Below are 20,647 nucleotides of genomic sequence, written 5' to 3'. Positions count from 1 at the left end.
GACTATTCTCTATTCATCCGTTTAAAGCAGTTGAGCGCTTGGGTGTGCCAGGCGCTCAGTTCGTCCAGATCCATGGCCGCCAATTCGCTTAGCGGCCAGTGGAAGATGGCGGCAATTTCCGCCATCTGGTTGTCTACGCATTCAGGAAGGCTTCGGTCGGTTGATCCTGGGTTTCCTTCATGCGTTTGGGCACCAAAAAACCGGCCACCTCGCCACCCAGCTGCACCAGGTCTGCGGGGTCCATGGCTTGCACTTCGGCTTCGGTAAGCATGGGATCACTGATGCGCGGCAGCAGTTTGCCCAGGGCGTTAACGTCCATCTGCAGCAGGTCGGTCAGGCTCAGGCCGCGCAGTTCGCCCGCTCTGGGTTTGCGCAGGGTTATGGTGGCAACGTCGCCGCTCTTGCGGGTAACGGGGGTATCGAGTTCGATTTTCTTGGTAAATACGGCGTTGGTCTGGCTCATGGTGTTTCCTTAAATTCGGATAATGCCCGGCGGCTGGCCGGGCGTTGTGGTGGTTGGGTAGGGATTACAGGCCAATGGCGGCGCGGTGCGCTGCCATACGGTCTTCGCCATTGACCTTTTCGACCATGTTAATGACGTCCACTTCGTAGAGGTCTTCACCGTCCAGGGTTTCTTTGTAGTAGACGTTGGTCATGTTCATGGTGGTCTGGGTGTTCTCACCGGTTTTTTGCTCGCCGCCGTCGCGTTCGGTAAAGCGGCCCCGGCAAACGATTTCGACTGAAAAGATCTCGCCGGTGTCGTCGCGTTGGTATGAGCCGGCAAAGCGGATCATGATTGCGTCGGCCTTGGCGGCGGACATTTTGCGCACCAGGTTGGCTTCGTAGCCGCCCACCACAAAGGAGGTGGCCAGAGCTTCGTCGTCCAGCCCCATGTCGATGTCGGCGGCGCCGGCCATGCCGCCACCCCGGTATTTTTCAAACTTGCGGGTGAGCTTGGCAGGGGTGAACGATTCGGCCAGGCCGACCCAGTTATCCCCGTCTACAAACATGTTCAGGTGTTTCAGTTTGCGTGGCAGTGCCATGTGTTATCCCCTTATGCGGCCGCAACGGCGGCGGCAAAGTCGATGAGGTAGCGGTCGGTAATGCGCTGGCGGAAGGTGAGATCTTCCAGCGGCGGCACCGGGGTGTAGTCGTAATCGATATACAACTTGCCCGCCTTGAGGGTGTCTTTGTCGTTGATGTCTACATCGAACCAGGCTTCACCGCCGACGATGTAGCCTAGCGAGGTCAGCTCTCGGAACTTGGCATTGATGCCTTCCAGAATGTCTTTAACCAGGGTGGGGGTGATCGGCTTGTCTACGGCCCACATGTGGGCATCGGCGATGGTGTCTGCAATGACCTGGGCGGTGCGGGTGTAGTTCTCGAACTGGAACAAGGGGTCTGCCGAGCAGGTGCGCGAGCCCCAGAAGCGAAAGCCCTGGGCGCGGATCAGCGTGGTGATGTCGTTGCTGTTGAGATAGCCGGCATCGGTGCTGGGGTCTTGCAGATCCCAGTACACATCGTGGGTAATGCCTTCAACGCCGTTGACCGGAATGTTGGACAGGGTTTTATGCCAGCCCACTTCTTTGTCGATTCGGGCACGCAGGCCCAACGCCCGGGCGGTGGCCCAGGTGGTGTCTGCAGCTTGGGTGGTGGTATTAAAGCTGGTGAAGTCGGGCCAGATGATCATCACTTCCCGGTCACCGAAGTTCATGCGGTAGGTATTGACCTCTTCTTTGGTGGAAGCACCAAAGGCAGAGATATAGGTAAAGGCGCGCAGCTTCTTGGCGATAACGGCCAGTTCGGTGGCCACAGGCAGTGAGTCCAGCCCCGGCACGCCAAGGATGCGCGGTTTAACGCCCAGCTGCACCTGGGCCGCCAGCAGCGCCTTGAGGCCGGTGTATTGGCCGCCGGCCGTTACTGTGCCGATGATGTTGGCGGTGGTGGCAGCTTCGTCCAGTCCTTCTTCTACCCGCACCACTACCACCATGGTGTTGACCTGGTCGGTAATGGCGTCGAGCGATTTGGCCAGCGTGCCCTGCACACCGGCCTTGCCGATGGCCGCCTGCGGGTTGGTGAGCAGCACCGGCTTGTTAAGTGGGAAGGCGGTAGCGTCGGCATCGGTGGCGGTACACACCATGCCGATGATCGAGGTGGCCACGGTGCGAATAGTGCGCGTGCCCTCGTTGATTTCTACGACGCGAACGCCGTGATGATATTCCATGATTTTCTCCAGTCCGGATGGATTGATATCCGGGCCAGTTTGCCGAGGCGGGGCGGGGGCGGCGAGTGAGGGAGGCTCTGGCAGCGGCGGGAGAAGCTAAAGCGGTGGCAGGCGGGTAAGCGCCTGCCTTTTATCAAGGCCAGCCGACGGGATAGGCCTGCACGGCTTCGATAGTGGTGAGGGCATTGACCTCGGCTTTCATGGTGCGTTGCCGGTCGTGAATGCGCCCACCTTGCTGCACGATGGCTGCATACAGTTCGCGTAGCTGTTCCAGCGTCATGGGTTGATCCTGGTTGCTTGCATCGGTCCAGTAGTCGAGCGGCATGACTCCGGCCAACAGTACCGACTCGATGCGTGCCCGGCTGGTAGGATCGGCGTCCCAGTGTTGGCCGTTGTGCTCTACGGTGGCCAGTTCTTGCTGGTTTCGCCAGGTGTTGATTTCGGCGTGTTTGGATTTTTGGTGGAGAGTGATGGCAGCCGGGTCGAGCTGCCAGCCGTCGATGCCCCATACATCGTCGTGGCCTGGAGCGAGTTCGGTTACCGAATCAGCTAAGGGGCCGAGTTCGGTGACGTCCTGTTGTTGTCGGGTCTGCTTGTCGTAGACCGTCTTGCCTCTGTGATCTTCGATCAGTGACCAGGTACCATTCGCGTACACAGGGGCGTGATTGTCGGTGACCGCAGGTGGTGTTGAATTCGTGGCGAAGGCTGGAACCAGCCAGTTGTCATGCTGCAGAGGGTCAAGATCTGCTTTCCCTGAGCCTAAATACTCGCCGGTGGTGGGGTGATAGTGGTAAATGTCCACAGTGGATACCTCTAATATTTGATGCAGTAAAGAAGGGCAATGTTGCGGGGGCGGTTTTCATCTGCTGTCGGCACTTGCCTAGAAGCATCTAATTTATAGGCATCATACTTATCGCCACCTGATCCAAAATTCGTCCATCCACCACCCGCCCATCCAATATCCTGGTGGTAAACCTGATCACCTATGAACTCAAACGCCCCGACACTTCCTGCGTTTCTGTATCCACCGTTAAACGTGCCGGTAATGTTCCTGATTGCGTCACCCTGTTGGCTGCCAAACTCCCGCCCTACATCGACGCCTCGCCCGTCATCCCAACCACGGGGGAATTCACCGCGCATATCAGGCAGGTTGAAGGTAGTTGAGCCGTCGCCGGTCCCAAAGGTAGTGCCAATGGCAGCGAACAGCGCGGCGTATGCGGTGCGGCTGACAGCGGCACCGTTAGCTTTGAGCCAGCCTTCTGGTGGTGTAGCCATAGCGAAAGCTGCTACCAGTCCGGGTTCGTCTATGCCGACGGGTTTGCCGGTGATGCTGTTCCATGAATGGGCATGGTTGTCCGGCGGATAGGTGGCGGGCTTGTCGGTCACTTCCGCGAAGCTGGGCCAGCGTTTGGCTTGGGTGGGCACGCCGGTGAAGTTGCTCCAATCCAGATAAAAACTTGGCAACTGGTTATCGAGCTTGGCCGAGTTAGTAGCGGTGCCGGTTTTATCCAGCTTGGCGCTGTTCAGCGCGTTGTAGGCGTCTGCCACGGCCTTGCCGCTGGCGTACTTTCCGGCCCCTCCGGTGGCGTCGGTGTAGCTGTGTGACCAGCTCCAGTTTTCCAGTTTATCCAGGCCCACCTGCTCCTTGGTGTGTGCGTTGATTGCATCTTTGTGTGCGGTCAACGCGTCGTTGACCGTTTTCACGGCCTTGGGCGTAGAGGCCTGATCCTGCCGGCTTGAGTTAGTGGCGTTGGACAGGATCACCACACCGGCCCGGCTCAGGCTGGCCGGCGGATAGACAAACTCGGCCGGACCAAAGGTGATACTGGTGGCGTCGATACTGGTCAGGGTCATGTCTGCCGACAGCAGCATGATGCCTTCGGGGTTTTTCTCCAGTATCGGGGTCGTCTGTGCATACACCCCGACCAAAGTGCCTTTATCGCTGATTAAACCGAATTCGCCGAGAATGTATTGTTCGGCACTGTCATCGGTAATGGTGACATGAATGACGTCGTCGGCCACTACCGAACCACCGAAAGCATCCAGCCGTTTTATTTCATGCTGCAGCGTGGTCTGAGTCTTGGCCGGTGTATAGAGAGCATCGCCCAGGGCGATGTGGGTAATGGTGACCGGGCCGGTGCCGGTGTTTTCGGCATTGATGATCTCGGCCCGGCCGGCATTGGTAATGGTAAAGGTTAGCGCTGTCATGCTTCCACCAGGGTTAGTCTGTTGAATACGGCTGCACGGGCGGCCCCTGCCAGCACGAGTCGGCCAGAGGCAGAAACCCCTTGCTGCACTTCAAAGTGCGAACGAACCGGCTTGGTACGGGCTATTTCGTTGATGATGTCCTGCACAAACTCGGCACTGACGGCTTGCCCGCCCATGTTGTTGACGTTGATCAGCACATCGAAAGTGTGGGGCCGTCCTTGCGGGGTCTTTTGCCACCATTCGCGGATCACGATATCGCCACCGAACGAGGCGACGACGTCTTTTACCGACCGCAGCGTTCCCTTGCGCCGCTGAATGGTGATGGCCTCCCTGCAGCGGGCCCGTTTGATGGACTCCGGCCAATATTCTTTCCATGAATCCAGCGAGAGTGTCCAGGCCAGCCAGGGTAATAACTCAGCAGGGCAGGTGTCCGGGTTCCACAAGTCTCGCAGCGTCACGGGAATGTCTTCTATTCGGCTGCATACCTGGCTCAACTTGTGATCCAGCCCGCTGCTGTTGGGGGGCATGAGAGTCTGCTTATTCACCCAGACCTCCCATCGTCAGGTTGATGCCTGTGCAGTAGGCGGCCTGAGTGCGAGTCACCACGATGTCGGCGACCGGGCCGGTCAGCAGCACGCGCTGCACACCGGGCTGGTGCAAGGCGGCATAAATACCGGACAGGGTAATATCTCGGCCCAGACGGTGACTCTCGGCCACGTATTCCTCTACCGCCGCCCGCGCGTTGGCCATCACCACGTCACTGGATGGCCCGGAAAACATGAACAGGGTGGCATCAATCTGATATGGCAATATCTGGGCAGACTGCACTACTACCCAATCGGTGAGCGGGCGGGTGTCATCGGCACTGACTACGGCGTCCACCTTGTCCAGTAACGGCTGGCTGGCGGTACCGTCGCCGGTGCGTGACAACACGCTGACCAGCACCTTGCCCTCTACCGGTGATGTGGCACTGGCATCCAGTACCTGGCCGTCGGCACTCAAGGCATGAAAGATGTAGGCACCTTCTGGCCCGGCGGTGCTGAATCCTTCCAGCGATAGCTGGATGCGTCGGCGGTAGTCCTCGTCGGGCTCCATGGTCGGTGCAATGCCATACATAGGATCGCCAGGAGCGATTTGCAGCCTAAGCACGCCAAACAGGGCGCCCAGTTGATCGAGGTCTTCTTTTTGCGCGTAGCTCAGCATCACCGCTTTGGCCGCGCTGTTAATGCGTTGACGCAACAACAGTTCGCGATAGGCGTTTTCCTGCAGGTGTTTGGTGAGCGGTTCGGACTCCAGGGCCAGGGTGCTGGCAATAGCGGCCTGTTGCTCGGGCGGGTGAAGTGCCACCAGTGCGGCTTTACGCTCGGCAAGAATAGATTCGAAGTCCAGCGGTTCGACCACATTGGGCGGGGGCAATCGGCTCAGGTCGATGGCGGTGAAGGTGCTCACGGGGTGATCTCCATGCTGATGCTCTGTCCGGTATCGGCTCCGCCGACACGCTCACAGTAAAGCGTGATAATTTGCCGCCCTTGATTATCGCCATTGATATGAACCTGCCTGACCGCAATGCGAGGCTCCCAGCGCAGCAGGGCCATGACGGTGGCGGCCATCAGCTTGAGGCGGGTGGCGCCGCTCTGGGGTTGGTCGAGCAGTTCGAAAATCTGGCTTCCGTAGTCGCGGCGCATGATACGGGTGCCCACCGGAGTGGTGAGTATGTCGGCCACAGATTGGCGAATGTGATCCAGCTCGGTCAGTTGGCGACCGGTGTCTTTGTTCATGCCTGCCCAGATCATTTCATCTCCTTGGTCACGCTGCCGGTCTCTTCGTGATCGTGTGTGGTGACGTTGATGCCGTTGTTGGTCAGGGTGCCGTTAATGCTGACTGGTCCCTTGATGCTTGCACCACTGGTGGATCCTTTGTTGTTCAGGCCGCCTTTGTAGGTGAGTACGCCTTCGACCAGGTGATTTCCCTTGGTGGTGGTATTACCGGTGCAAACCACCTCCGGGCAGTCGATGGTGACCAGTTCGCTGGCCTGCACGGTGGCGGTTTTGATACCGGTGACATTGAGCGCGCCGGCTTCGGGGTCGTATTCGATAACGGCACCGTCTGGGTAGAGGGTGCGGTTACGGGTCGGGTGATCGTCCGGCTCGGGGTAGTCGTCCTGGTTCAGGGCCGGCAGCACGTAAGCGCAGGCCAGATCGCCGGACAACGACAACAGCATGACCTGCTCGCCCTCGGTGGGCCGCCAGGACGTGCGAGCGCTGCCAGCCCTACGTGTGAAGTAAGGCCGCCAGTTTGTGGTGATGTCGCCGGTTTTCACTCTGCAGCTGCCTGCACGCACCTCGGTAACGGTGCCCAGGCGCAGCAGGTTGTCGATGCGGCGGCGTAGTTCGGCTATGTGTTCGTTCATGCCGCCAGTTTGCCGAGGCAGGGTTATGGCGGCGAGTAAGGGCCGCTCTGGCAGCGGTGGGAGAAGGAGAAGGGCTAGCGGTTGGGTTATTGGTTTAGGATCTGAACTCCGGCGAACCTACTGCAGTATCCGTGTAGCTCCAGAAGCCACTAAAATGGTTTGAAACTCAGTGAATTGATGTGAGGTCAGTAAACTATCGTTTGTCTGTACCTTGTTTTATGCAAGGTTAGCTTGCACAATAAGCATTAAAGTACGCCAGTGACGTAGCTAATGATTTTTATTGAAACTCCGATTTTTACCGTCGATGTGAAGGAACTGCTACACGATGATGAGTATCGTGCTTTGCAGGAATACTTGGCCAACCACCCACAAGCTGGGCCGGTTATCCAGGATACAGGCGGGCTCAGGAAGGTGCGCTGGAGCACACAGGGCAAGGGTAAGCGAGGTGGGGTAAGAGTGATCTACTATCACGTTAGCGCCGATAGCCAAATAAGGATGATTTTTATCTACAAGAAAGGCATACAAGACGATTTAAAACCAGAGCAGAAGAAGGTTCTGCGTACTATCAATGAGGGATGGAGTCATGGATAACGAACTGTTTGGCCGTCTGGTCGAAAGCATGACCCAGATGGATGAAATTGTTAAAGGGGAGCGTCAGCCTTCCCGTGAAATGTTGGTGGACGCCGTTAAGGTCAAGGCTATCCGTAAACATACCGGTTTGACCCAGCAGCGTTTCGCCAAGCTGATCGATGTGAATGTGGGGACGTTGCGTAACTGGGAGCAGGGGCGACGCGAACCTACCGGGCCTGCAAAGGCATTGCTGCGCGCCATTGAGCGTGACCCCAAGCACGTGCTTGAGGCTCTCTCCTAAATACATGCTGGCCGTTTGAAAAAGCCCCGTTTTTACGGGGCTTTTTGTTATTTGGACAGATATGAAGTCAGCATGTTTTCCACTCCATTCAGTTGCTGATGTGTACCTTATCGATGTTGTTGGTACTGAACTGATCCGCTATTTGGTCGTTCATGCCCGTCCAGTTTGCCGAGCCTGGGCTATGGCGGCGGGAGAAGGCAAAGGCATTGTGCCGGGCTGGCCCGGCACGGGGTTACATGCCTCTGGCCAGATGGGCTATAGTCATCTCTTCTATGAGTTCCAGCTCTTCTCTGGTTATCCCCAGCAGTTGGCGTTCCGGGTAATCGACCTCGCCGCCTCGCTCGTTAACCTTATCTTTCAATCCGTAGTGGTGAACCCGGGCTACACGGCTGGCCACGCCCTGAAAACCCACACTAGCCTCACTGGCATCCCCCTTACTTTTCAGCCATCGGCTCTTGATGAGACCTGTGAACATCCGGCGGCGAATATCGCCGCGATTCCTGTCAAGCAGGGCGGTGGTCTCGCCTCGGTTCACAAACAGAGTCCTGATGATTCGGCTTTTCTTGAAGGTCCGAATATTCCCGCGATATCGGTCGAAGCCAATAATGTAATGCTTGGTCTCTCTCCAGCTGCGCAGGTGGCGCACTTCGTCGCCAGTTTGGTAGATAAACTTTATTTCCCGCTTCGCCTTTTGAGGTTTTCGCTTCTCGAAGGCGCTGTCATCTGGCGCTTTTTGCTGTCGTATTCTTTTGGCCTGACTCGCCCTTAACGATTTGGCGATTTTACGGGTCAGTTCTTTGCGCTGGGCGGGCTCCATCTTGGCGATGAGGGCATCGATGTAATCTGGCAACTCTTGGAAGTTGCTTTCCATTATTCATCTCCTGGCGGTAACTGCTCGCCGACCGCAAACAGCGACCAGTCGAAACCGTTGTAAGGATCGGTGGGTTCGGGCAGATGTTCGACGGTGCGGCCACCTTCGACCGGGGTGACCTTGACCCGCTCGGTGAGGGAGAGCGATATTTCTATATCGACCAATTTTTTGTTGATCATCTCCACAGTGAAGCGAACTCCACTCTCCCGCTTATCCGGGTTGGTGATCAGTTCGGGTTGGTGCTCGGCCACCCAGGCCAGCAGTGGCACCATAATCCTATCCGCATGGTCGGCGTAGTCGGTGACGACAACCACCAGATCAAACTGATATTCGAAGCTCAGATTCTGCTTGGCGGCACTTGCTACCACACGACCGTTTTTCACAAAAACATGCAACTCGTTGGGGTTGCGTTTGAGGTGAGGCACGGCAGATAGCAGCAGGGTGCGTACTTGTTCGGGTTTATTCATGGGGTTGTTCCTGGCACTGGATGATCATGTCTACCTGGGCGGCGCAGTTTGCCCAGGCAAGTTCGATGGCCCTGATGTCTTTGAGCAGGTCTTCGTTACTCTGCGGGTTGCTCGGGGGCAGGCTGCAGGCCGTTACCCTGTTGCAGCCAAGTGTGATAACCGGCGGCACCGGTAAGGGCGGGCCGCCGGTGCAGCCGGCCAACAGGCTCAGGCACAGCAGAGTCAGCCCAGGCTTTAAGTTCTTCGTTTTCACGTTTTAATGTCTCCCATCTTTGGCGACTCATCCCGAGCTGCGTTTGTGTCTGTTGCAGGGTTCTGATCAGTTCGGCGCTGGCCAGTGCATTACGTTCGGCACGCAGCTCGATTGTTTGTATTACGGCTGCCTGGCCTTTTGTTGTGGCCTGGGCTGCCATTAGCTGGTGCCGTGTTGCTGTCAGCGTTTGATGCTGACTCCATGTCACCATAAGCAGCGCCAAAGCCGTGGCCACCGAGGCGACGAGCAGCTTAAACGTCATGCGGCTTCCTGCTCGTCTGCGCCGTACACACCGGCAAAGTGGGCGTAGGTGCGAGCCAGTTTGATGTCGTACAGGTTCTCTTTGTAGGCGGGGCCGTTGTAGATGCGGGCGAACGCGGCCCATTGGCGCGCCTTCATGGCCTGGTGCAGCTTGCTATCGGCCTGAATGAATTTCACCAGGGCGTCGAGCTGGCCGCCTTCGCTCTGGCTCATGTCTTCCGCCATAGCGGTGGCACTGGAATAGCCGAGCATTTGCCAGTGAAAGCCCATGATCTGGAACATGCCCCAGCTGCAGGACTCTTGGGCCCAGGCGGTATCCAACTGCCTGGCGGTAGTCAGGCGGTGATGCTCGGCTGAACCGCCGGCGTAACCACCCCGGCGGGTGTTGCACAGGTTGGGGTATTTCACGGCCCAGATGTTGGCTTGCTCGGAGTCCAGTGCTTCGGCCTGGCGGTAGAAGATATGCCGTTCGTACAGAATGACCGGGCGACCGTCCGGCAGAAAGCCACGGCCGGCGCTTTCCACTTCGGCCACGGCCGCCACGGCGGCAACGCTGACGCCCAGCATCTTGGCTGCGCGCTCAAAGTCGGCCTGCCCGATACGTTTTGGATCTGCGATTCCGTCGAGTGCCGCCAAGGTGCGAGGGCCCGCCACGCCGATGGCGGAAATACCGTGGCGACGCTGAAAGGCGATGACGGCGTCTCGGGTTTTACTGCCAAAGTCGGCGTCTGTTTCCAGTGCGGGCTTGGCACCGGCGGCATTCAGCTTGTGCTGCAGCAGGCGAACCTGTTCGCCCTTGTCTCCGATTCTCATGATGTCACCTTGTTGTTGTGTTGGCGGTCTGATTTGCGGCGGTTGCGCTGCCTTGGCTGCGGCGGTGTTGGTGGTGATGGTGGGGGCGGTATTGGCCCGGGCTGCCGGCTCGTCTGATAGCTGCTCATCGGGCTCCAGCAGAGCAATCTGCTCAGCCGGGATCCGCGGTCTCTGGGTTTGAACAGTTCAGCTACGTTGCCCTGGTGGCAATACACGGCCAGGGTAAATGCCAGCTCGAGAAGCAACCCAGTCCAACCGGGCGGCTGCGTCATGCCAAAGCCGGCCTGTATGGCCTCGGCAAATGCCGCCACCATCAGTGCGTAGGCCAGCGAGGCAATAACGGGGCGGCGGCGGCCGCGACCGCCAAACAGCATGATGCGAAAGGCCAGCAACAGCAGGCAGGTGATGTGCAGGGCAAGAATCATCATGGCCGCTTACCTTTAAGGATGTCGGCGAGTGGGACGGGGCTGTCTATCATCCGGATGATCCGCTGCAGAATGCGCACCGACACCGAGCTGGCGATAATGGCTCCCACGCCGTCGTTGATTTTGATGGCACCCGGCATCATTACGCTGGCCACGTCGCCGGCCAGGCGGGCACCGAGAAAGCCGCACGCCACCGAGCCCACAAACAGGGCCAGCTTTTTGAGGGCGCTTTGTTCTTCGTGACTCAGCACAAAAATACCGGCGCCGGTAATGGCCCCGATGACCAGCAGCGGGTCTATGCCAAACACCGGGGCGGCCATGGCGGCTCCGGTGGTAGTGAGGGTGGCGACGGTTGCGCCGGTCGGTTCGCTCATGCGGTTAATCCCATAGCTGTATCATGTTGTTTTGTTGTGGTGGTGGGGCGACGTCCGGCAGCTCCAACAGAGTGCCCATAGGCAGCACCGGGCCCAGTTCGGCCAGACCGGGGTTGGCCAGTAACACGGCCTCGGTGACTGCTGCCGTTCGCCCGTAGTGACGCTGGCAAATGGCGTCGATGGTGTCGCCCTGCATGGCGCGGACTTTCATATCAGCTCTACCGTGGTGTGGGTGGTGCCGATAATGGCGCGCACGGCAAAGCGGGCATCCCGGCGCAGGTCGGTGACCGTTTGTTCCAGTGATTCGGCCCGGCCTTCGCCATCTTTGGTGGTGTCGTAGTCGCGCAGCCGCTCAATGAGGTTGGCCCGGGTCAGGCAGTACACGGCGCGGAGATAGTGATGCACCAGCTGGCTCTCGCCGCCGATCTGTTCGGCGGGCACGGTGGCCAACGCGGTTTCGGCCTGTTCCTGCCGATAGCCGAGCAGGTCTTGATTCACCTGGGCGATGGCGGTGATCACCGCATGCTGTAGCCGCGGCTCGGTAACATCGCCATCGATGCGCATCACGTCGCGCACGGCGGCGGTATTGATGGTGGGCCAGAACGGGTGACTGGTGATGTCCTGTCCCGGCTGTTGTTCTGGGTTGTCAGGAAAAAAGGTCACGTTCTGGCTCCTGAATGGGTGGGCGGTGGTCGGGTGTCGGCGGAGCATAAATGCAGCCTTGCCCGAGCCGCCCAGGGTTGCGGGTCACGCTCGGTTAACCGGCAGGCTTGGCCTGCTCGGGGTTGTTCTTGATGGCTCGTTCGGCTTTTTCGATCAGCTTTTTCACGCCGATGCGCTCGTCCAGCTCCAGTGCTCGGCCGTAGTGTTCTATGGCTTCGGGCAGCCGGTCGGCGGTTTCCATGGCCATGCCAATGGCTTTATGCAGCTTGGCGCGCACCTGGTCGTACATGTCCTGATCCCGGGTGAGCTCGTGGGTTTTCAGGATGAGTTCGGCAGCCATAGGCTGGTCGGTACCGGCACGGCGCATGGCCACTTCGGCCACTTCTTCGGCAATCAGGGTGGCGGTGGTGCGCTCGTAGCGGTCGGGCGTTTGCAGATTGTGGCCAATGGCGTATTCGGCCAGGCGCAGCGCCTCGGTCATGTTGCCTACGTCGATTTGCCACAGCAGCACCGTCATCAGCACGTCGTCCTGACGTCCGGCGTCACCCTGCAGCACGCCGTCGATATAGGCCTGGTATTCGGGCAGAAACTTCCTTTTAACTTCAGCCTTTAGCTCCAAGCTTTGTACTTGCTTGAGACGGCGGCGATGCTCGGCCAGTTGCATCAGCATCAGTTCGTAAAGGTTGGCGGCCTTGGGGTCGAAGCTGCTTTGCTCTTCCCCTTGTTTAGCCGCCAGTACGCGCTGGCGATGTTGTCGGATCAGGTTGGTCATTGATTACCCCTTACGGCGCGGCAGGCTTGTCTTCGAACACGATGTTTTCGGCCAGGGCCACACCTTCGTAGTCTTCGATCACGTAGGCGTCGTTGCTGGACTCGTAGTTCTCGACCTGATCGCGCTTGGGGTTATCGATAACGGCACGGCGGCGGGCGCCTTCCTGCCAGTAGATGGACAGGTTATCCAGGCGGGTGATCATCAGGGCCCCGGCCGGGAAGTAGGGCACACGAATGGCCGGCAGGCCACCGACCATCTTGCGGGCCTTGATGACGTCCAGCGCAGCGGATTCGCTCGGTTTTTCTGCGTGCTCTTCAATCATCGGCAGGTATTTATCGTTGAGCAGGTCGCGGCCCATGATCACCACCAGTTCGGTGTCGTCCTGGTACCAGGGCGGCAACTGCTCAGCGACCATGCTGGCGACCAAAGCGTCCAGGTTGCCGAAGTCGCCACTGGTCTTGCTGATGTAGATTTTACCGGAAGCGAGTTCACCCTCGCTCAGTACCTGTTCGGGGGCGTCGGTGCGTACTTTCTGGATCCAACCGATATTCACATCCTGCAGCAGCGGATTGGCAACGCGGTCAGTGTCGGCGGCGGCACTGGTGCCGTTCCAACCGATCATGATGCGGTCCAGCGCCTGGCGGCTTAGTACGGCATCGCGCACGCGGGTGGCAAAGTCGGGGAACTTGGCCCACATATCCAGCTTGGAATAACGCAGCGCGGTATCGAAGTTGGTTTGCTTGCACTCGTAGCGCGCTTTTTGAAACGCAGTAGGGTCGGTGGCCTGACGGTCTTTGGTGGTGGTGTCGGTGCGACCGGCAATGGTGGAGTTGATGCCCAGGCCCAGCTTTTCACCACTTTGTTCCTCTACGCCGACCATGTTGATCATGCTCAGAAAGGTAGAGCTGTCCTGGGTTCTGGTTTCCAGCTTTTGCTGCACGCTGGGTTCTACGTTGAATTTTGCGGCGGCGTCATCCACGCCGTTCAGGGTGGCTACCTGCTGGGTGAAGCTGTTGTATTTTTTACGGGTTTCGTTGCGCATGTCGGTTCCTTACAGGCAGTCGATTGATTCGTTGTTGCCGCCGGTGGCGGGCTGGCGGGTCTGGCCTTGCGGCTGTTTGCTCAGCTGGGTTTCCAGTTCGTTGAACTTGGCTTCTGCCTGCTGTTGCTTGGTTTGCAGGTCTTTGATGGTTTGTTCCATATCGCCCAACTTGCCGTTGAACTGGCCTACCTGTTCGGCGTTGTCGGCGGTTTGCTCGGCAATAGCTACCACCGCTTCGTTGACATCGGAGAAGTCGGCCTTGTTCTTTTCTTTGGCTTTGCCCAGCAGATCTTTCACCCGGCTGAACAGGGTGGGGCCTTCTAGCTGGTCGTCTTCTTCCCATTCGAGCTGGGTTTCTATGGCGGCGGTAAACAGGTTTTCCGGTCGTTGCTTGCGGTCTGCCAGCGGGTTTTGTTTGGCGCCGGCAGAAAACGCCAGCATTTCGGTACCCAGGCTGGCCGGGGAGTCGGTCACCGCCAGGCCGACCATGTAGGCCTCGCCGGTTTTGGCAAAGTTGGGATCGATTTCGATGGAGGTGTAAATCTTCTGGCGGTCTTTGTTCATTTTTACCAGATCACCGGTGGGGTCGATCTGGGCGAACAGGGCCAGTTTGCCGTCTTCCACTTCTTCGGCTTTGAGGCCGGTTACGTCACCGTAGGCCTTGAAGTCGCTGTCGGCATACAGGCCGCGAATGTGTTCCAGCCACACGCGGGCACCGTAGGTTTTCTGGTTAAAGTTTTTGGCGGCCTGCTCTATCCAGCTGCGTTCGATGACGCGGCCGTCGGTGGTATCACCCTGGGTGGCAACACGAAAAAACTTGCTCTTTTTGGCCATCTGGCTGGCTCCTGTTGAAGTCGGAATAATTACAGGCCAATGGTCAAGAGCTGGGCGCAACCGGTCAACGCGTGGGCACTCTGGCAGCGGTGGGAGAAGGCAAAGAGGGCGAGAGGGGGCGGGCAGCTCCGTAAACTGGCCGCATGATGATAGAGACTGATATTGACCCCAAAATTCGCGCCCGCACCCTGTATTGGCAGGGTTTTCGGCTGCGTCGTATATCCGAGATTCTGGAGGTGCCCGAGTCTACCCTGGGCACCTGGAAGAAAACCGAGCAGTGGGACAAGGCCCGCCCGATAGACAGAGTTGATTCGACTCTTGAAGCACGCATGATCCAGCTCATCAACAAAGACGCGAAGGATGGCAAAGACTTCAAGGAGATTGACCTGCTCGGGCGGCAGCTGGAACGCATTGCCCGCATTAACAAATACAGCAACGGCGGCCATGAAGGTGACCTGAATCCGAATGTGGCCAATCGCAACAAGGGGCCGAAAAAACCGGTAGAGAAAAACGCCATCAGCGAAGAGCAGCAGTCGCTGCTGGTGGATGGCTTCAACAACGAGTTGTTTGATTACCAGATGGGCTGGTATCAGGCCGGGCTTACCCACCGAATCCGCAATATTCTTAAGAGCCGCCAGATAGGGGCGACCTACTACTTTGCCCGCGAGGCTTTTGTGGATGCGGTGGTTACCGGCCGCAATCAGATTTTTCTGTCGGCCTCCAAGGCCCAGGCGCATGTGTTCAAGCAGTACATCATTCAGTTCGCCAAAGACACTGCCGACCTTGAGTTACGCGGCGACCCGATAGTGTTGCCGAACGGGGCGCACCTGTACTTTTTGGGTACCAACGCCCGCACGGCCCAGAGTTACCACGGCAACCTGTATTTCGATGAATATTTCTGGGTGCATGGCTTTCAGCAGTTGCGCAAGGTGGCATCGGGCATGGCCATGCACAAGAAGTGGCGGCAGACCTATATTTCCACCCCTTCCAGCCTGACCCACGATGCATACCCGTATTGGTCGGGCGCCCTGTATAACCGAGGCCGCCGCAAGGCTGACCGCATCGAGCTGGATTTATCCCACGGCCTGCTGGTGAACGGCCATGAAGGGGGCGATGGTCAGTGGCGGCAAATTGTGACTGTAGAAGATGCGGTGCGCGGTGGCTGTAACCTGTTCGACCTGGACCAACTGCGCCGGGAGTACAGCGACCACGAATATCAGAACCTGCTGATGTGCGAATTTATCGATGACACTGCGTCTATTTTCCCGATGGCCATGATGCAGAAATGCATGGTGGACAGCTGGGAGGTGTGGGACGACTACCGACCTTTTGCCCCGCGCCCGGTGGGTAACCGCGAGGTCTGGATCGGCTATGACCCGGCCAAAGGTGGCCAGGGTGATAGTGCCGGTTGTGTGGTGGTGGTGCCGTCATTGGTTGAGGGCGGCAAGCACCGCATCATCGAAAAGCACCAATGGAAGGGCATGGACTTTGAAGCCCAGGCCAACGCCATCGAAAAAATGACCCAGCGCTACAACGTCACCTATATCGGCATCGACATCACCGGCATCGGCGAGGGGGTGTATCAGCTGGTGAAGAAGTTTTTCCCCCAGGTGACCACCTTCCAATATTCCCCACTGGTCAAGAGCCGGCTGGTGATGAAGGCCTACGACGTGATCAGCAAAGGCCGGCTGGAGTTTGATGCCGGCTGGAACGACATGGCGCAATCTTTCATGGCCATCCGCAAGACCATCACCGCCAGTGGCCGGTCGCCTACCTATGAGGCCAGCCGTTCGGACGAAATCAGCCATGCCGATATCGCCTGGGCCACCATGCACGCATTACAAAATGAACCGCTGGACGGCGTAAGCGCTACCAGCTCCAGCATTATGGAGATTTATTGATGAGCAACGAACCGGCTATCGCCGAGCGGCCCGCCACCGAACCCGGCATCGAAGCGTTTACCTTCGGCGATCCCATGCCGGTGCTGAATCAGCGCGAGATTTTCGATTACCTGGAGGCGATGGACAACGGCAAGTGGTACGAGCCGCCGCTGTCACTGGATGGCCTGGCCCGAGTGTATCGGGCGGCGGTGCATCATGGTTCGGCGATTCAGGTTAAGCGCAATATTCTGCGGGCCTGCTTCATTCCTCATCCTAAACTGAGCCTGGCCGAATTCAGTGCCCTGGCACTGGATTACCTGATTTTCGGTAACTGCTATGTGGAGCGTATCGACAACCGCCTGGGCCGGGCGATGACGTACCGGCGCACCCCGGCCAAGTTCTGCCGCCGTGGTGTTGAACCTGGCCAGTTCTGGTGGATTCCGAACTGGAACACCTCCACCGAGTTTGCAGCGGGCAGCGTGTTCCAGGTGATGGAGTCGGATGTCAGCCAGGAGATTTACGGCATTCCCGATTATGTGGCCAGCATGAACAGTTCGCTGCTCAACGAGTCGGCCACCCTGTTCCGGCGCCGGTACTACGAGAATGGCAGTCATGCCGGGTTCATCATGTACCTGACCGACACGCTGCAGAAAGAAGACGACATCAACAAGCTGCGCAAGGCATTGAAAGACAGCAAGGGCCCGGGCAACTTCCGCAACCTGTTGCTGTATGCCCCGGGCGGAAAGAAGGACGGTATCAACCTGATCCCGGTGGCCGAAGTCGCGGCCAAGGACGAGTTTCTGTCAGTGAAGAACGTGAGCCGCGACGACCAACTGGCCGCGCATCGAGTGCCGCCTCAACTGATGGGCGTGATGCCCGGCAACGTCGGTGGTTTCGGCGATGCGGAGAAAGCCGCCCAGGTATTCGACTGCAACGAGATGGAAAGCCTGCGCGCCACCTTCGCTACCATCAACGACTGGGCCGGTGAAGACATCATTCGGTTCAAGCCCTACACCCTGGCGGCGACACCCGCGCCGGGCAGCTGACCAAAACCCCAAGCAACCAGACCGGCCAAAGCGCCGGTCTTTTTTTTGCCTGAACGATCACGCCACCAGAACGCCACATCACGCCTTCATGGCAGCTACGGTTAAACCCACATCAAGTAACCGCTTATCGTTTGCTTTCGCTGTGCGGCTCGCCCTGACCGTTTGCGAGGGCATTCAACACCCAGCGCGCGCCGTTGAGACCCCGCCACGCCTGCGCGCTTTATCCGATGAAAATAACGAGATCTGCGATCCCTTCGCGATCCTTGCCAGCACTGGGGCGGAGACTGAAAAACAGAGGACAAATAACATCGGGTTACAACGGGGAAAAACGGATAATTAAGCGGGGAGAGATGAGGGATCAGGGAGTGTGCGGTTTGTGTTGCAATGACGTGCAACACAACAAATTCACAAACAATCGAACACAACACTATTGGTAACACGCTGTTTTATACTTTTGATTTTTATATGATTATTTTGCAAGCTCTTACATGTCGCAATTAATGCATTTCTCTGTGATCAGCAGGGCCATAAAATACTCGTGTTAACGGACAAACAAAAAAGGGTTCGGGGCCGGATCATACCATCACTTCCGGGTATTCTCAGGTTTCGTGATCCCGCTTGGCGGCAGCCGTCTTGCCAATCCCCGGCGCGCCCCGCACAATAGAGCCTCCCCGAATGATGAGAGACCTGTCTATGGAACTGGCCGACTACCGGCGGGAATATCTGCAAGGCGGCCTGCGCCGCAAAGATTTGCCGGATAACCCTTTGTCTCTGTTTGATACCTGGATGCAGCAGGCGATTGCCGCCAATCTGGCCGATCCCACCGCCATGGTGGTGGGCACAGTGGATGAGCGCGGTCAGCCGTATCAGCGCATTGTGCTGCTCAAACATACCGATGAGCGCGGCTTCGTGTTCTATACCAACATGGGCAGCCGCAAGGCCGGCCAGCTGGCCGGCAATCCGCGCATCAGCCTGCTGTTTCCCTGGCATACGCTGGAACGTCAGGTGCACGTCACCGGTCAGGTAGAGCGATTGTCGACGCTGGAGGTGATGAAATACTTCAACAGTCGTCCCAAAGACAGCCAGATCGGCGCCTGGGTCTCGCAGCAGTCGTCGCGTATTTCTGCCCGTGGCCTGCTGGAAGCCAAATTTCTGGAAATGAAACAGAAGTTTGCCAATGGCGAGGTGCCGCTGCCGAGCTTTTGGGGAGGCTTTAGGGTCAAGTTCGAGACCGTCGAATTCTGGCAAGGGGGTGCCAACCGTCTGCACGACCGTTTTCTGTATCAGCGCGGCGACGGTGGCTGGACCATCGATCGGCTGGCGCCATAGGGCGCGTCATCATGCTGATATGCAGAACCGAGCGTCCCGGTGACGGTGACGACATCGACGAGGTGGTATATGCCGCCTTCGAGCGAGACGACGAAGCGGATCTGGTGTGGGCCTTGCGCGAGCAGGGTGCCATCAGCCTGAGCCAGGTTGCCGAATACGAAGGTGCCATCATGGGTCACCTGGTCATGAGCCCGGTATTGGTAAACGGAGAGGATATCGGCTGGCTGGGGTTGGCCCCGGTCAGTGTCTGGCCCGAGTGTCAGCGGCAGGGGGTGGCCTCGGCCATGATCCGGGAAGCGTTGGACAGCGCCAACGAGCTGGACTGGTCCGGTGTCGTGGTGCTGGGGGAGCCGGACTTTTATCGTCGCTTCGGTTTTCGGCCCGCCAGCGAGCTGGGCCTGGAATGCGCCTATCCCGACGCCGGTGATGCCTTCATGGCACTGGCACTCAAGCAACCTGCCCCCAGAGGCCTGATAAGCTACCATCCGGCATTTGATAACCTGACGTAGGGTCGAGACAAAAAAACGGCGCTGTACCAGACGGCGCCGTTTTTTGTCTGCTTGCTGCTTATTCGTCTTCTTCGAAGTACCAGTAGCCCAGATTCACCAGCGGCAGCAGCACTTCCAGCAGCGCCTGGGGCTGTTTCAGGCAGGCGACTTCCGGGCCGCAGATACGGGCCTGATCGCATAACAGGGCGATGGCGTCGGCATCCGGCTCTGCCAGCTGATAGCGGTCGCCGTCCAGATAGAACACATCTTCGCTGCCTTCCATATAGAAACAGCGGGCGCCGCCCAGTCGATACAGGTGGTCACCGTGGTCCATGCGCAGCACCAGTTCTTCCAGGCTATACAGCGGCTCGGCCGGCTCCAGATCCAGATCGTGCTTGGCTTCCGAGATCATCTCGCCAAACCAGTCGGCCAGCCGTACCGGGTCGTCCAGCAGCTCGGTCATCAGAGCTTTGACCTGAATCATCGCCTGGTGGTCGATGCGACCATGGGCCGTACAGGGCGCCATGGCGGCATCGTCGAAGCGGCGGGTATCCGACTCGTGGGCCAGCATGTGATCGGCAAAGCCGGAAATCAGATCCCGCGCATCCGGTGCCCGAAAGCCGATGGAATAGTTGAGCGCCGGCGTCTCGGCATAGCCTTCGTGCGGGCAACCGGGCGGAATGTAGAGCACATCGCCGGACTCCAGCACTTCGTCTATTTCCGCCTCGAAGGCCTCGCAGTGGCGCAGGGCACCGTGGGCGGCAAACTGCCTCAGGGTTTGGGGTAGGCCCACACGCCAGCGACGGCGACCTTCGCCCTGAATGATAAAGACCCCGTACTGATCGATATGAGGGCCCACGCCACCACCCGGGGTAGAGAAGCTGACCATCACATCATCGAAGCGCCAGCCGGGAATAAAGCGAAACGCCTCCGCCACATCCTGTACCGCCGGGTGCCACTGGTTGACGGCCTGCACCAGCAGGGTCCAGTCGGCTTCGCCCAGATGATCGTAGTTCTCGAAGGGGCCGGTTTCCGCGTTCCAGCGGTCGTCTGCACGCCAGACCCGGCGCGATTCGATGTGCGGCTCCAGCGCCAGGCCGGCCAGTTCGTCCGGGCTGAGCGGATCTTCGAAGCCGGGAAAACCGGCCTTGATAAGCAGGGGCTTGCGTTGCCAGTAGCTGGCCAGGAAGTCGTCGATATCCAGTTTCAGTGCACTGTGCATGGGGACCTGTAATGATGGGGCTGATGCGTTAAGAATAGCGGGCTATTATGCCTAGCCGCCGTGGAGAATGATAGATTTCAAGCTGTCGGCGGTAAGGGGTAAACGGGGAATAGGGAATGGGCATGGCGTCGATCTGCTCCCTCCTCTGAACTCGTGATTAGCAGGGTGGCAGCGGGGTGCAAGGTAAGGGGAGG

General features: G+C 58.4%; 28 protein-coding genes. 6 read left to right on the top strand and 22 right to left on the bottom strand.

Annotated features, from left to right (window positions below; genetic code table 11):
* Positions 1-2 precede the first annotated feature (2 nt).
* The 10 genes from ACLEIV_RS02815 to ACLEIV_RS02770 all read right to left on the bottom strand — a co-directional run bounded on the left by ACLEIV_RS02815 (position 3) and on the right by ACLEIV_RS02770 (position 6,842).
* Positions 3-125, bottom strand: coding sequence for a GpE family phage tail protein (locus tag ACLEIV_RS02815; protein ID WP_410455143.1), 123 nt, complete (start codon positions 123-125; stop codon positions 3-5).
* A gap of 8 nt (positions 126-133) precedes the next feature.
* A complete protein-coding gene (locus ACLEIV_RS02810) occupies positions 134-463 on the bottom strand; it encodes a phage tail assembly protein (protein WP_410455142.1) in 330 nt (109 codons plus the stop codon).
* Positions 464-527: 64 nt separating this feature from the next.
* Positions 528-1,043 carry a phage major tail tube protein gene (locus tag ACLEIV_RS02805; protein ID WP_410455141.1) on the bottom strand — a complete coding sequence of 172 codons (516 nt, stop codon included), beginning with the start codon at positions 1,041-1,043 and terminating at the stop codon, positions 528-530.
* Between the two features lie 11 nt (positions 1,044-1,054).
* Positions 1,055-2,224, bottom strand: coding sequence for a phage tail sheath protein (locus ACLEIV_RS02800; protein WP_477529380.1), 1,170 nt, complete (start codon positions 2,222-2,224; stop codon positions 1,055-1,057).
* A gap of 133 nt (positions 2,225-2,357) precedes the next feature.
* The gene (locus ACLEIV_RS02795; protein ID WP_410455140.1) at positions 2,358-3,026 is read right to left on the bottom strand and encodes a DUF4376 domain-containing protein; all 669 of its coding nucleotides are present in this window, start codon (positions 3,024-3,026) and stop codon (positions 2,358-2,360) included.
* 11 nt (positions 3,027-3,037) lie between these two features.
* A complete protein-coding gene (locus tag ACLEIV_RS02790) occupies positions 3,038-4,432 on the bottom strand; it encodes a phage tail protein (RefSeq protein ID WP_410455139.1) in 1,395 nt (464 codons plus the stop codon).
* The gene (locus tag ACLEIV_RS02785) at positions 4,429-4,959 is read right to left on the bottom strand and encodes a phage tail protein I (RefSeq protein ID WP_410455138.1); all 531 of its coding nucleotides are present in this window, start codon (positions 4,957-4,959) and stop codon (positions 4,429-4,431) included. The genes ACLEIV_RS02790 and ACLEIV_RS02785 overlap by 4 nt, the downstream gene beginning before the upstream one ends.
* A 10-nt stretch (positions 4,960-4,969) precedes the next feature.
* The gene (locus ACLEIV_RS02780; protein ID WP_410455137.1) at positions 4,970-5,881 is read right to left on the bottom strand and encodes a baseplate assembly protein; all 912 of its coding nucleotides are present in this window, start codon (positions 5,879-5,881) and stop codon (positions 4,970-4,972) included.
* The gene (locus tag ACLEIV_RS02775) at positions 5,878-6,225 is read right to left on the bottom strand and encodes a GPW/gp25 family protein (RefSeq protein ID WP_410455136.1); all 348 of its coding nucleotides are present in this window, start codon (positions 6,223-6,225) and stop codon (positions 5,878-5,880) included. The genes ACLEIV_RS02780 and ACLEIV_RS02775 overlap by 4 nt, the downstream gene beginning before the upstream one ends.
* The gene (locus ACLEIV_RS02770; RefSeq protein ID WP_410455135.1) at positions 6,222-6,842 is read right to left on the bottom strand and encodes a phage baseplate assembly protein V; all 621 of its coding nucleotides are present in this window, start codon (positions 6,840-6,842) and stop codon (positions 6,222-6,224) included. Before ACLEIV_RS02770 ends, ACLEIV_RS02775 begins: the two co-directional genes overlap by 4 nt.
* Positions 6,843-7,112: 270 nt before the next feature.
* On the opposite strand from ACLEIV_RS02770, the gene ACLEIV_RS02765 reads away from it, so the two are divergent.
* Entirely contained in the window at positions 7,113-7,433 is a 321-nt protein-coding gene (locus ACLEIV_RS02765; RefSeq protein ID WP_410455134.1) for a hypothetical protein, read from the top strand.
* Positions 7,426-7,713 carry a helix-turn-helix domain-containing protein gene (locus tag ACLEIV_RS02760; RefSeq protein WP_410455133.1) on the top strand — a complete coding sequence of 96 codons (288 nt, stop codon included), beginning with the start codon at positions 7,426-7,428 and terminating at the stop codon, positions 7,711-7,713. Before ACLEIV_RS02765 ends, ACLEIV_RS02760 begins: the two co-directional genes overlap by 8 nt.
* A gap of 232 nt (positions 7,714-7,945) precedes the next feature.
* Here ACLEIV_RS02760 and ACLEIV_RS02755 read toward each other — a convergent pair whose 3' ends face one another.
* The 11 genes from ACLEIV_RS02755 to ACLEIV_RS02705 all read right to left on the bottom strand — a co-directional run bounded on the left by ACLEIV_RS02755 (position 7,946) and on the right by ACLEIV_RS02705 (position 14,488).
* Positions 7,946-8,584, bottom strand: a complete 639-nt coding sequence (locus ACLEIV_RS02755; protein WP_410455132.1) for a phage virion morphogenesis protein — start codon at positions 8,582-8,584, stop codon at positions 7,946-7,948.
* Positions 8,584-9,051, bottom strand: a complete 468-nt coding sequence (locus ACLEIV_RS02750) for a phage tail protein (protein ID WP_410455131.1) — start codon at positions 9,049-9,051, stop codon at positions 8,584-8,586. The genes ACLEIV_RS02755 and ACLEIV_RS02750 overlap by 1 nt, the downstream gene beginning before the upstream one ends.
* Entirely contained in the window at positions 9,044-9,304 is a 261-nt protein-coding gene (gene lysC / locus ACLEIV_RS02745) for an Rz1-like lysis system protein LysC (RefSeq protein ID WP_410455130.1), read from the bottom strand. Before lysC ends, ACLEIV_RS02750 begins: the two co-directional genes overlap by 8 nt.
* A 258-nt stretch (positions 9,305-9,562) precedes the next feature.
* Entirely contained in the window at positions 9,563-10,378 is an 816-nt protein-coding gene (locus ACLEIV_RS02740; RefSeq protein ID WP_410455129.1) for an N-acetylmuramidase domain-containing protein, read from the bottom strand.
* Positions 10,375-10,806, bottom strand: a complete 432-nt coding sequence (locus ACLEIV_RS02735; protein WP_410455128.1) for a phage holin family protein — start codon at positions 10,804-10,806, stop codon at positions 10,375-10,377. The genes ACLEIV_RS02740 and ACLEIV_RS02735 overlap by 4 nt, the downstream gene beginning before the upstream one ends.
* A complete protein-coding gene (locus tag ACLEIV_RS02730) occupies positions 10,803-11,177 on the bottom strand; it encodes a putative holin (protein ID WP_410455127.1) in 375 nt (124 codons plus the stop codon). Before ACLEIV_RS02730 ends, ACLEIV_RS02735 begins: the two co-directional genes overlap by 4 nt.
* 4 nt (positions 11,178-11,181) lie before the next feature.
* A complete protein-coding gene (locus ACLEIV_RS02725) occupies positions 11,182-11,388 on the bottom strand; it encodes a tail protein X (RefSeq protein WP_410455126.1) in 207 nt (68 codons plus the stop codon).
* Positions 11,385-11,840 (bottom strand): head completion/stabilization protein, encoded by a 456-nt coding sequence (locus ACLEIV_RS02720; protein ID WP_410455125.1) that lies wholly within the window; start codon positions 11,838-11,840, stop codon positions 11,385-11,387. Before ACLEIV_RS02720 ends, ACLEIV_RS02725 begins: the two co-directional genes overlap by 4 nt.
* 94 nt (positions 11,841-11,934) lie before the next feature.
* On the bottom strand, positions 11,935-12,612 hold the full coding sequence (gene gpM / locus ACLEIV_RS02715; protein WP_410455124.1) for a phage terminase small subunit: 678 nt from the start codon (positions 12,610-12,612) through the stop codon (positions 11,935-11,937).
* Between the two features lie 10 nt (positions 12,613-12,622).
* Positions 12,623-13,654 (bottom strand): phage major capsid protein, P2 family, encoded by a 1,032-nt coding sequence (locus tag ACLEIV_RS02710; protein ID WP_410455123.1) that lies wholly within the window; start codon positions 13,652-13,654, stop codon positions 12,623-12,625.
* A 9-nt stretch (positions 13,655-13,663) separates the two neighbouring features.
* Positions 13,664-14,488 carry a GPO family capsid scaffolding protein gene (locus ACLEIV_RS02705; RefSeq protein WP_410455122.1) on the bottom strand — a complete coding sequence of 275 codons (825 nt, stop codon included), beginning with the start codon at positions 14,486-14,488 and terminating at the stop codon, positions 13,664-13,666.
* Between the two features lie 143 nt (positions 14,489-14,631).
* Here ACLEIV_RS02705 and ACLEIV_RS02700 point away from each other — a divergent pair, with 143 nt between their 5' ends.
* The 4 genes from ACLEIV_RS02700 to ACLEIV_RS02685 all read left to right on the top strand — a co-directional run bounded on the left by ACLEIV_RS02700 (position 14,632) and on the right by ACLEIV_RS02685 (position 19,252).
* Positions 14,632-16,389, top strand: a complete 1,758-nt coding sequence (locus ACLEIV_RS02700; protein ID WP_410455121.1) for a terminase ATPase subunit family protein — start codon at positions 14,632-14,634, stop codon at positions 16,387-16,389.
* Positions 16,389-17,414: a phage portal protein gene (locus ACLEIV_RS02695; RefSeq protein ID WP_410455120.1), complete on the top strand. Its 1,026-nt coding sequence runs from the start codon at positions 16,389-16,391 to the stop codon at positions 17,412-17,414. The genes ACLEIV_RS02700 and ACLEIV_RS02695 overlap by 1 nt, the downstream gene beginning before the upstream one ends.
* A 693-nt stretch (positions 17,415-18,107) precedes the next feature.
* Positions 18,108-18,743, top strand: a complete 636-nt coding sequence (gene pdxH / locus ACLEIV_RS02690) for a pyridoxamine 5'-phosphate oxidase (protein WP_410455383.1) — start codon at positions 18,108-18,110, stop codon at positions 18,741-18,743.
* A gap of 11 nt (positions 18,744-18,754) precedes the next feature.
* Positions 18,755-19,252, top strand: a complete 498-nt coding sequence (locus ACLEIV_RS02685) for a GNAT family N-acetyltransferase (RefSeq protein WP_410455119.1) — start codon at positions 18,755-18,757, stop codon at positions 19,250-19,252.
* Positions 19,253-19,310: 58 nt separating this feature from the next.
* Here ACLEIV_RS02685 and ACLEIV_RS02680 read toward each other — a convergent pair whose 3' ends face one another.
* Positions 19,311-20,453 carry a ribosomal protein uL16 3-hydroxylase gene (locus ACLEIV_RS02680; protein ID WP_410455118.1) on the bottom strand — a complete coding sequence of 381 codons (1,143 nt, stop codon included), beginning with the start codon at positions 20,451-20,453 and terminating at the stop codon, positions 19,311-19,313.
* Positions 20,454-20,647 lie beyond the last annotated feature (194 nt).

The sequence above is a fragment of the Oceanisphaera submarina genome (genome assembly GCF_046521305.1).
Lineage (GTDB): Bacteria > Pseudomonadota > Gammaproteobacteria > Enterobacterales > Aeromonadaceae > Oceanimonas > Oceanimonas submarina.
This window is presented reverse-complemented; position numbering and strand designations above follow the sequence as displayed.

Coding starts and splice junctions, on each gene's coding strand:
- ACLEIV_RS02815 (WP_410455143.1), bottom strand. CDS start 125: ATGGCGGAAATTGCCGCCATCTTCCACTGGCCGCTAAGCGAATTGGCG.
- ACLEIV_RS02810 (WP_410455142.1), bottom strand. CDS start 463: ATGAGCCAGACCAACGCCGTATTTACCAAGAAAATCGAACTCGATACC.
- ACLEIV_RS02805 (WP_410455141.1), bottom strand. CDS start 1,043: ATGGCACTGCCACGCAAACTGAAACACCTGAACATGTTTGTAGACGGG.
- ACLEIV_RS02800 (WP_477529380.1), bottom strand. CDS start 2,224: ATGGAATATCATCACGGCGTTCGCGTCGTAGAAATCAACGAGGGCACG.
- ACLEIV_RS02790 (WP_410455139.1), bottom strand. CDS start 4,432: ATGACAGCGCTAACCTTTACCATTACCAATGCCGGCCGGGCCGAGATC.
- ACLEIV_RS02785 (WP_410455138.1), bottom strand. CDS start 4,959: ATGCCCCCCAACAGCAGCGGGCTGGATCACAAGTTGAGCCAGGTATGC.
- ACLEIV_RS02775 (WP_410455136.1), bottom strand. CDS start 6,225: ATGATCTGGGCAGGCATGAACAAAGACACCGGTCGCCAACTGACCGAG.
- ACLEIV_RS02770 (WP_410455135.1), bottom strand. CDS start 6,842: ATGAACGAACACATAGCCGAACTACGCCGCCGCATCGACAACCTGCTG.
- ACLEIV_RS02765 (WP_410455134.1), top strand. CDS start 7,113: ATGATTTTTATTGAAACTCCGATTTTTACCGTCGATGTGAAGGAACTG.
- ACLEIV_RS02760 (WP_410455133.1), top strand. CDS start 7,426: ATGGATAACGAACTGTTTGGCCGTCTGGTCGAAAGCATGACCCAGATG.
- ACLEIV_RS02755 (WP_410455132.1), bottom strand. CDS start 8,584: ATGGAAAGCAACTTCCAAGAGTTGCCAGATTACATCGATGCCCTCATC.
- ACLEIV_RS02750 (WP_410455131.1), bottom strand. CDS start 9,051: ATGAATAAACCCGAACAAGTACGCACCCTGCTGCTATCTGCCGTGCCT.
- ACLEIV_RS02740 (WP_410455129.1), bottom strand. CDS start 10,378: ATGAGAATCGGAGACAAGGGCGAACAGGTTCGCCTGCTGCAGCACAAG.
- ACLEIV_RS02735 (WP_410455128.1), bottom strand. CDS start 10,806: ATGATGATTCTTGCCCTGCACATCACCTGCCTGCTGTTGCTGGCCTTT.
- ACLEIV_RS02730 (WP_410455127.1), bottom strand. CDS start 11,177: ATGAGCGAACCGACCGGCGCAACCGTCGCCACCCTCACTACCACCGGA.
- ACLEIV_RS02725 (WP_410455126.1), bottom strand. CDS start 11,388: ATGAAAGTCCGCGCCATGCAGGGCGACACCATCGACGCCATTTGCCAG.
- gpM (WP_410455124.1), bottom strand. CDS start 12,612: ATGACCAACCTGATCCGACAACATCGCCAGCGCGTACTGGCGGCTAAA.
- ACLEIV_RS02710 (WP_410455123.1), bottom strand. CDS start 13,654: ATGCGCAACGAAACCCGTAAAAAATACAACAGCTTCACCCAGCAGGTA.
- ACLEIV_RS02705 (WP_410455122.1), bottom strand. CDS start 14,488: ATGGCCAAAAAGAGCAAGTTTTTTCGTGTTGCCACCCAGGGTGATACC.
- ACLEIV_RS02700 (WP_410455121.1), top strand. CDS start 14,632: ATGATGATAGAGACTGATATTGACCCCAAAATTCGCGCCCGCACCCTG.
- ACLEIV_RS02695 (WP_410455120.1), top strand. CDS start 16,389: ATGAGCAACGAACCGGCTATCGCCGAGCGGCCCGCCACCGAACCCGGC.
- pdxH (WP_410455383.1), top strand. CDS start 18,108: ATGGAACTGGCCGACTACCGGCGGGAATATCTGCAAGGCGGCCTGCGC.
- ACLEIV_RS02685 (WP_410455119.1), top strand. CDS start 18,755: ATGCTGATATGCAGAACCGAGCGTCCCGGTGACGGTGACGACATCGAC.
- ACLEIV_RS02680 (WP_410455118.1), bottom strand. CDS start 20,453: ATGCACAGTGCACTGAAACTGGATATCGACGACTTCCTGGCCAGCTAC.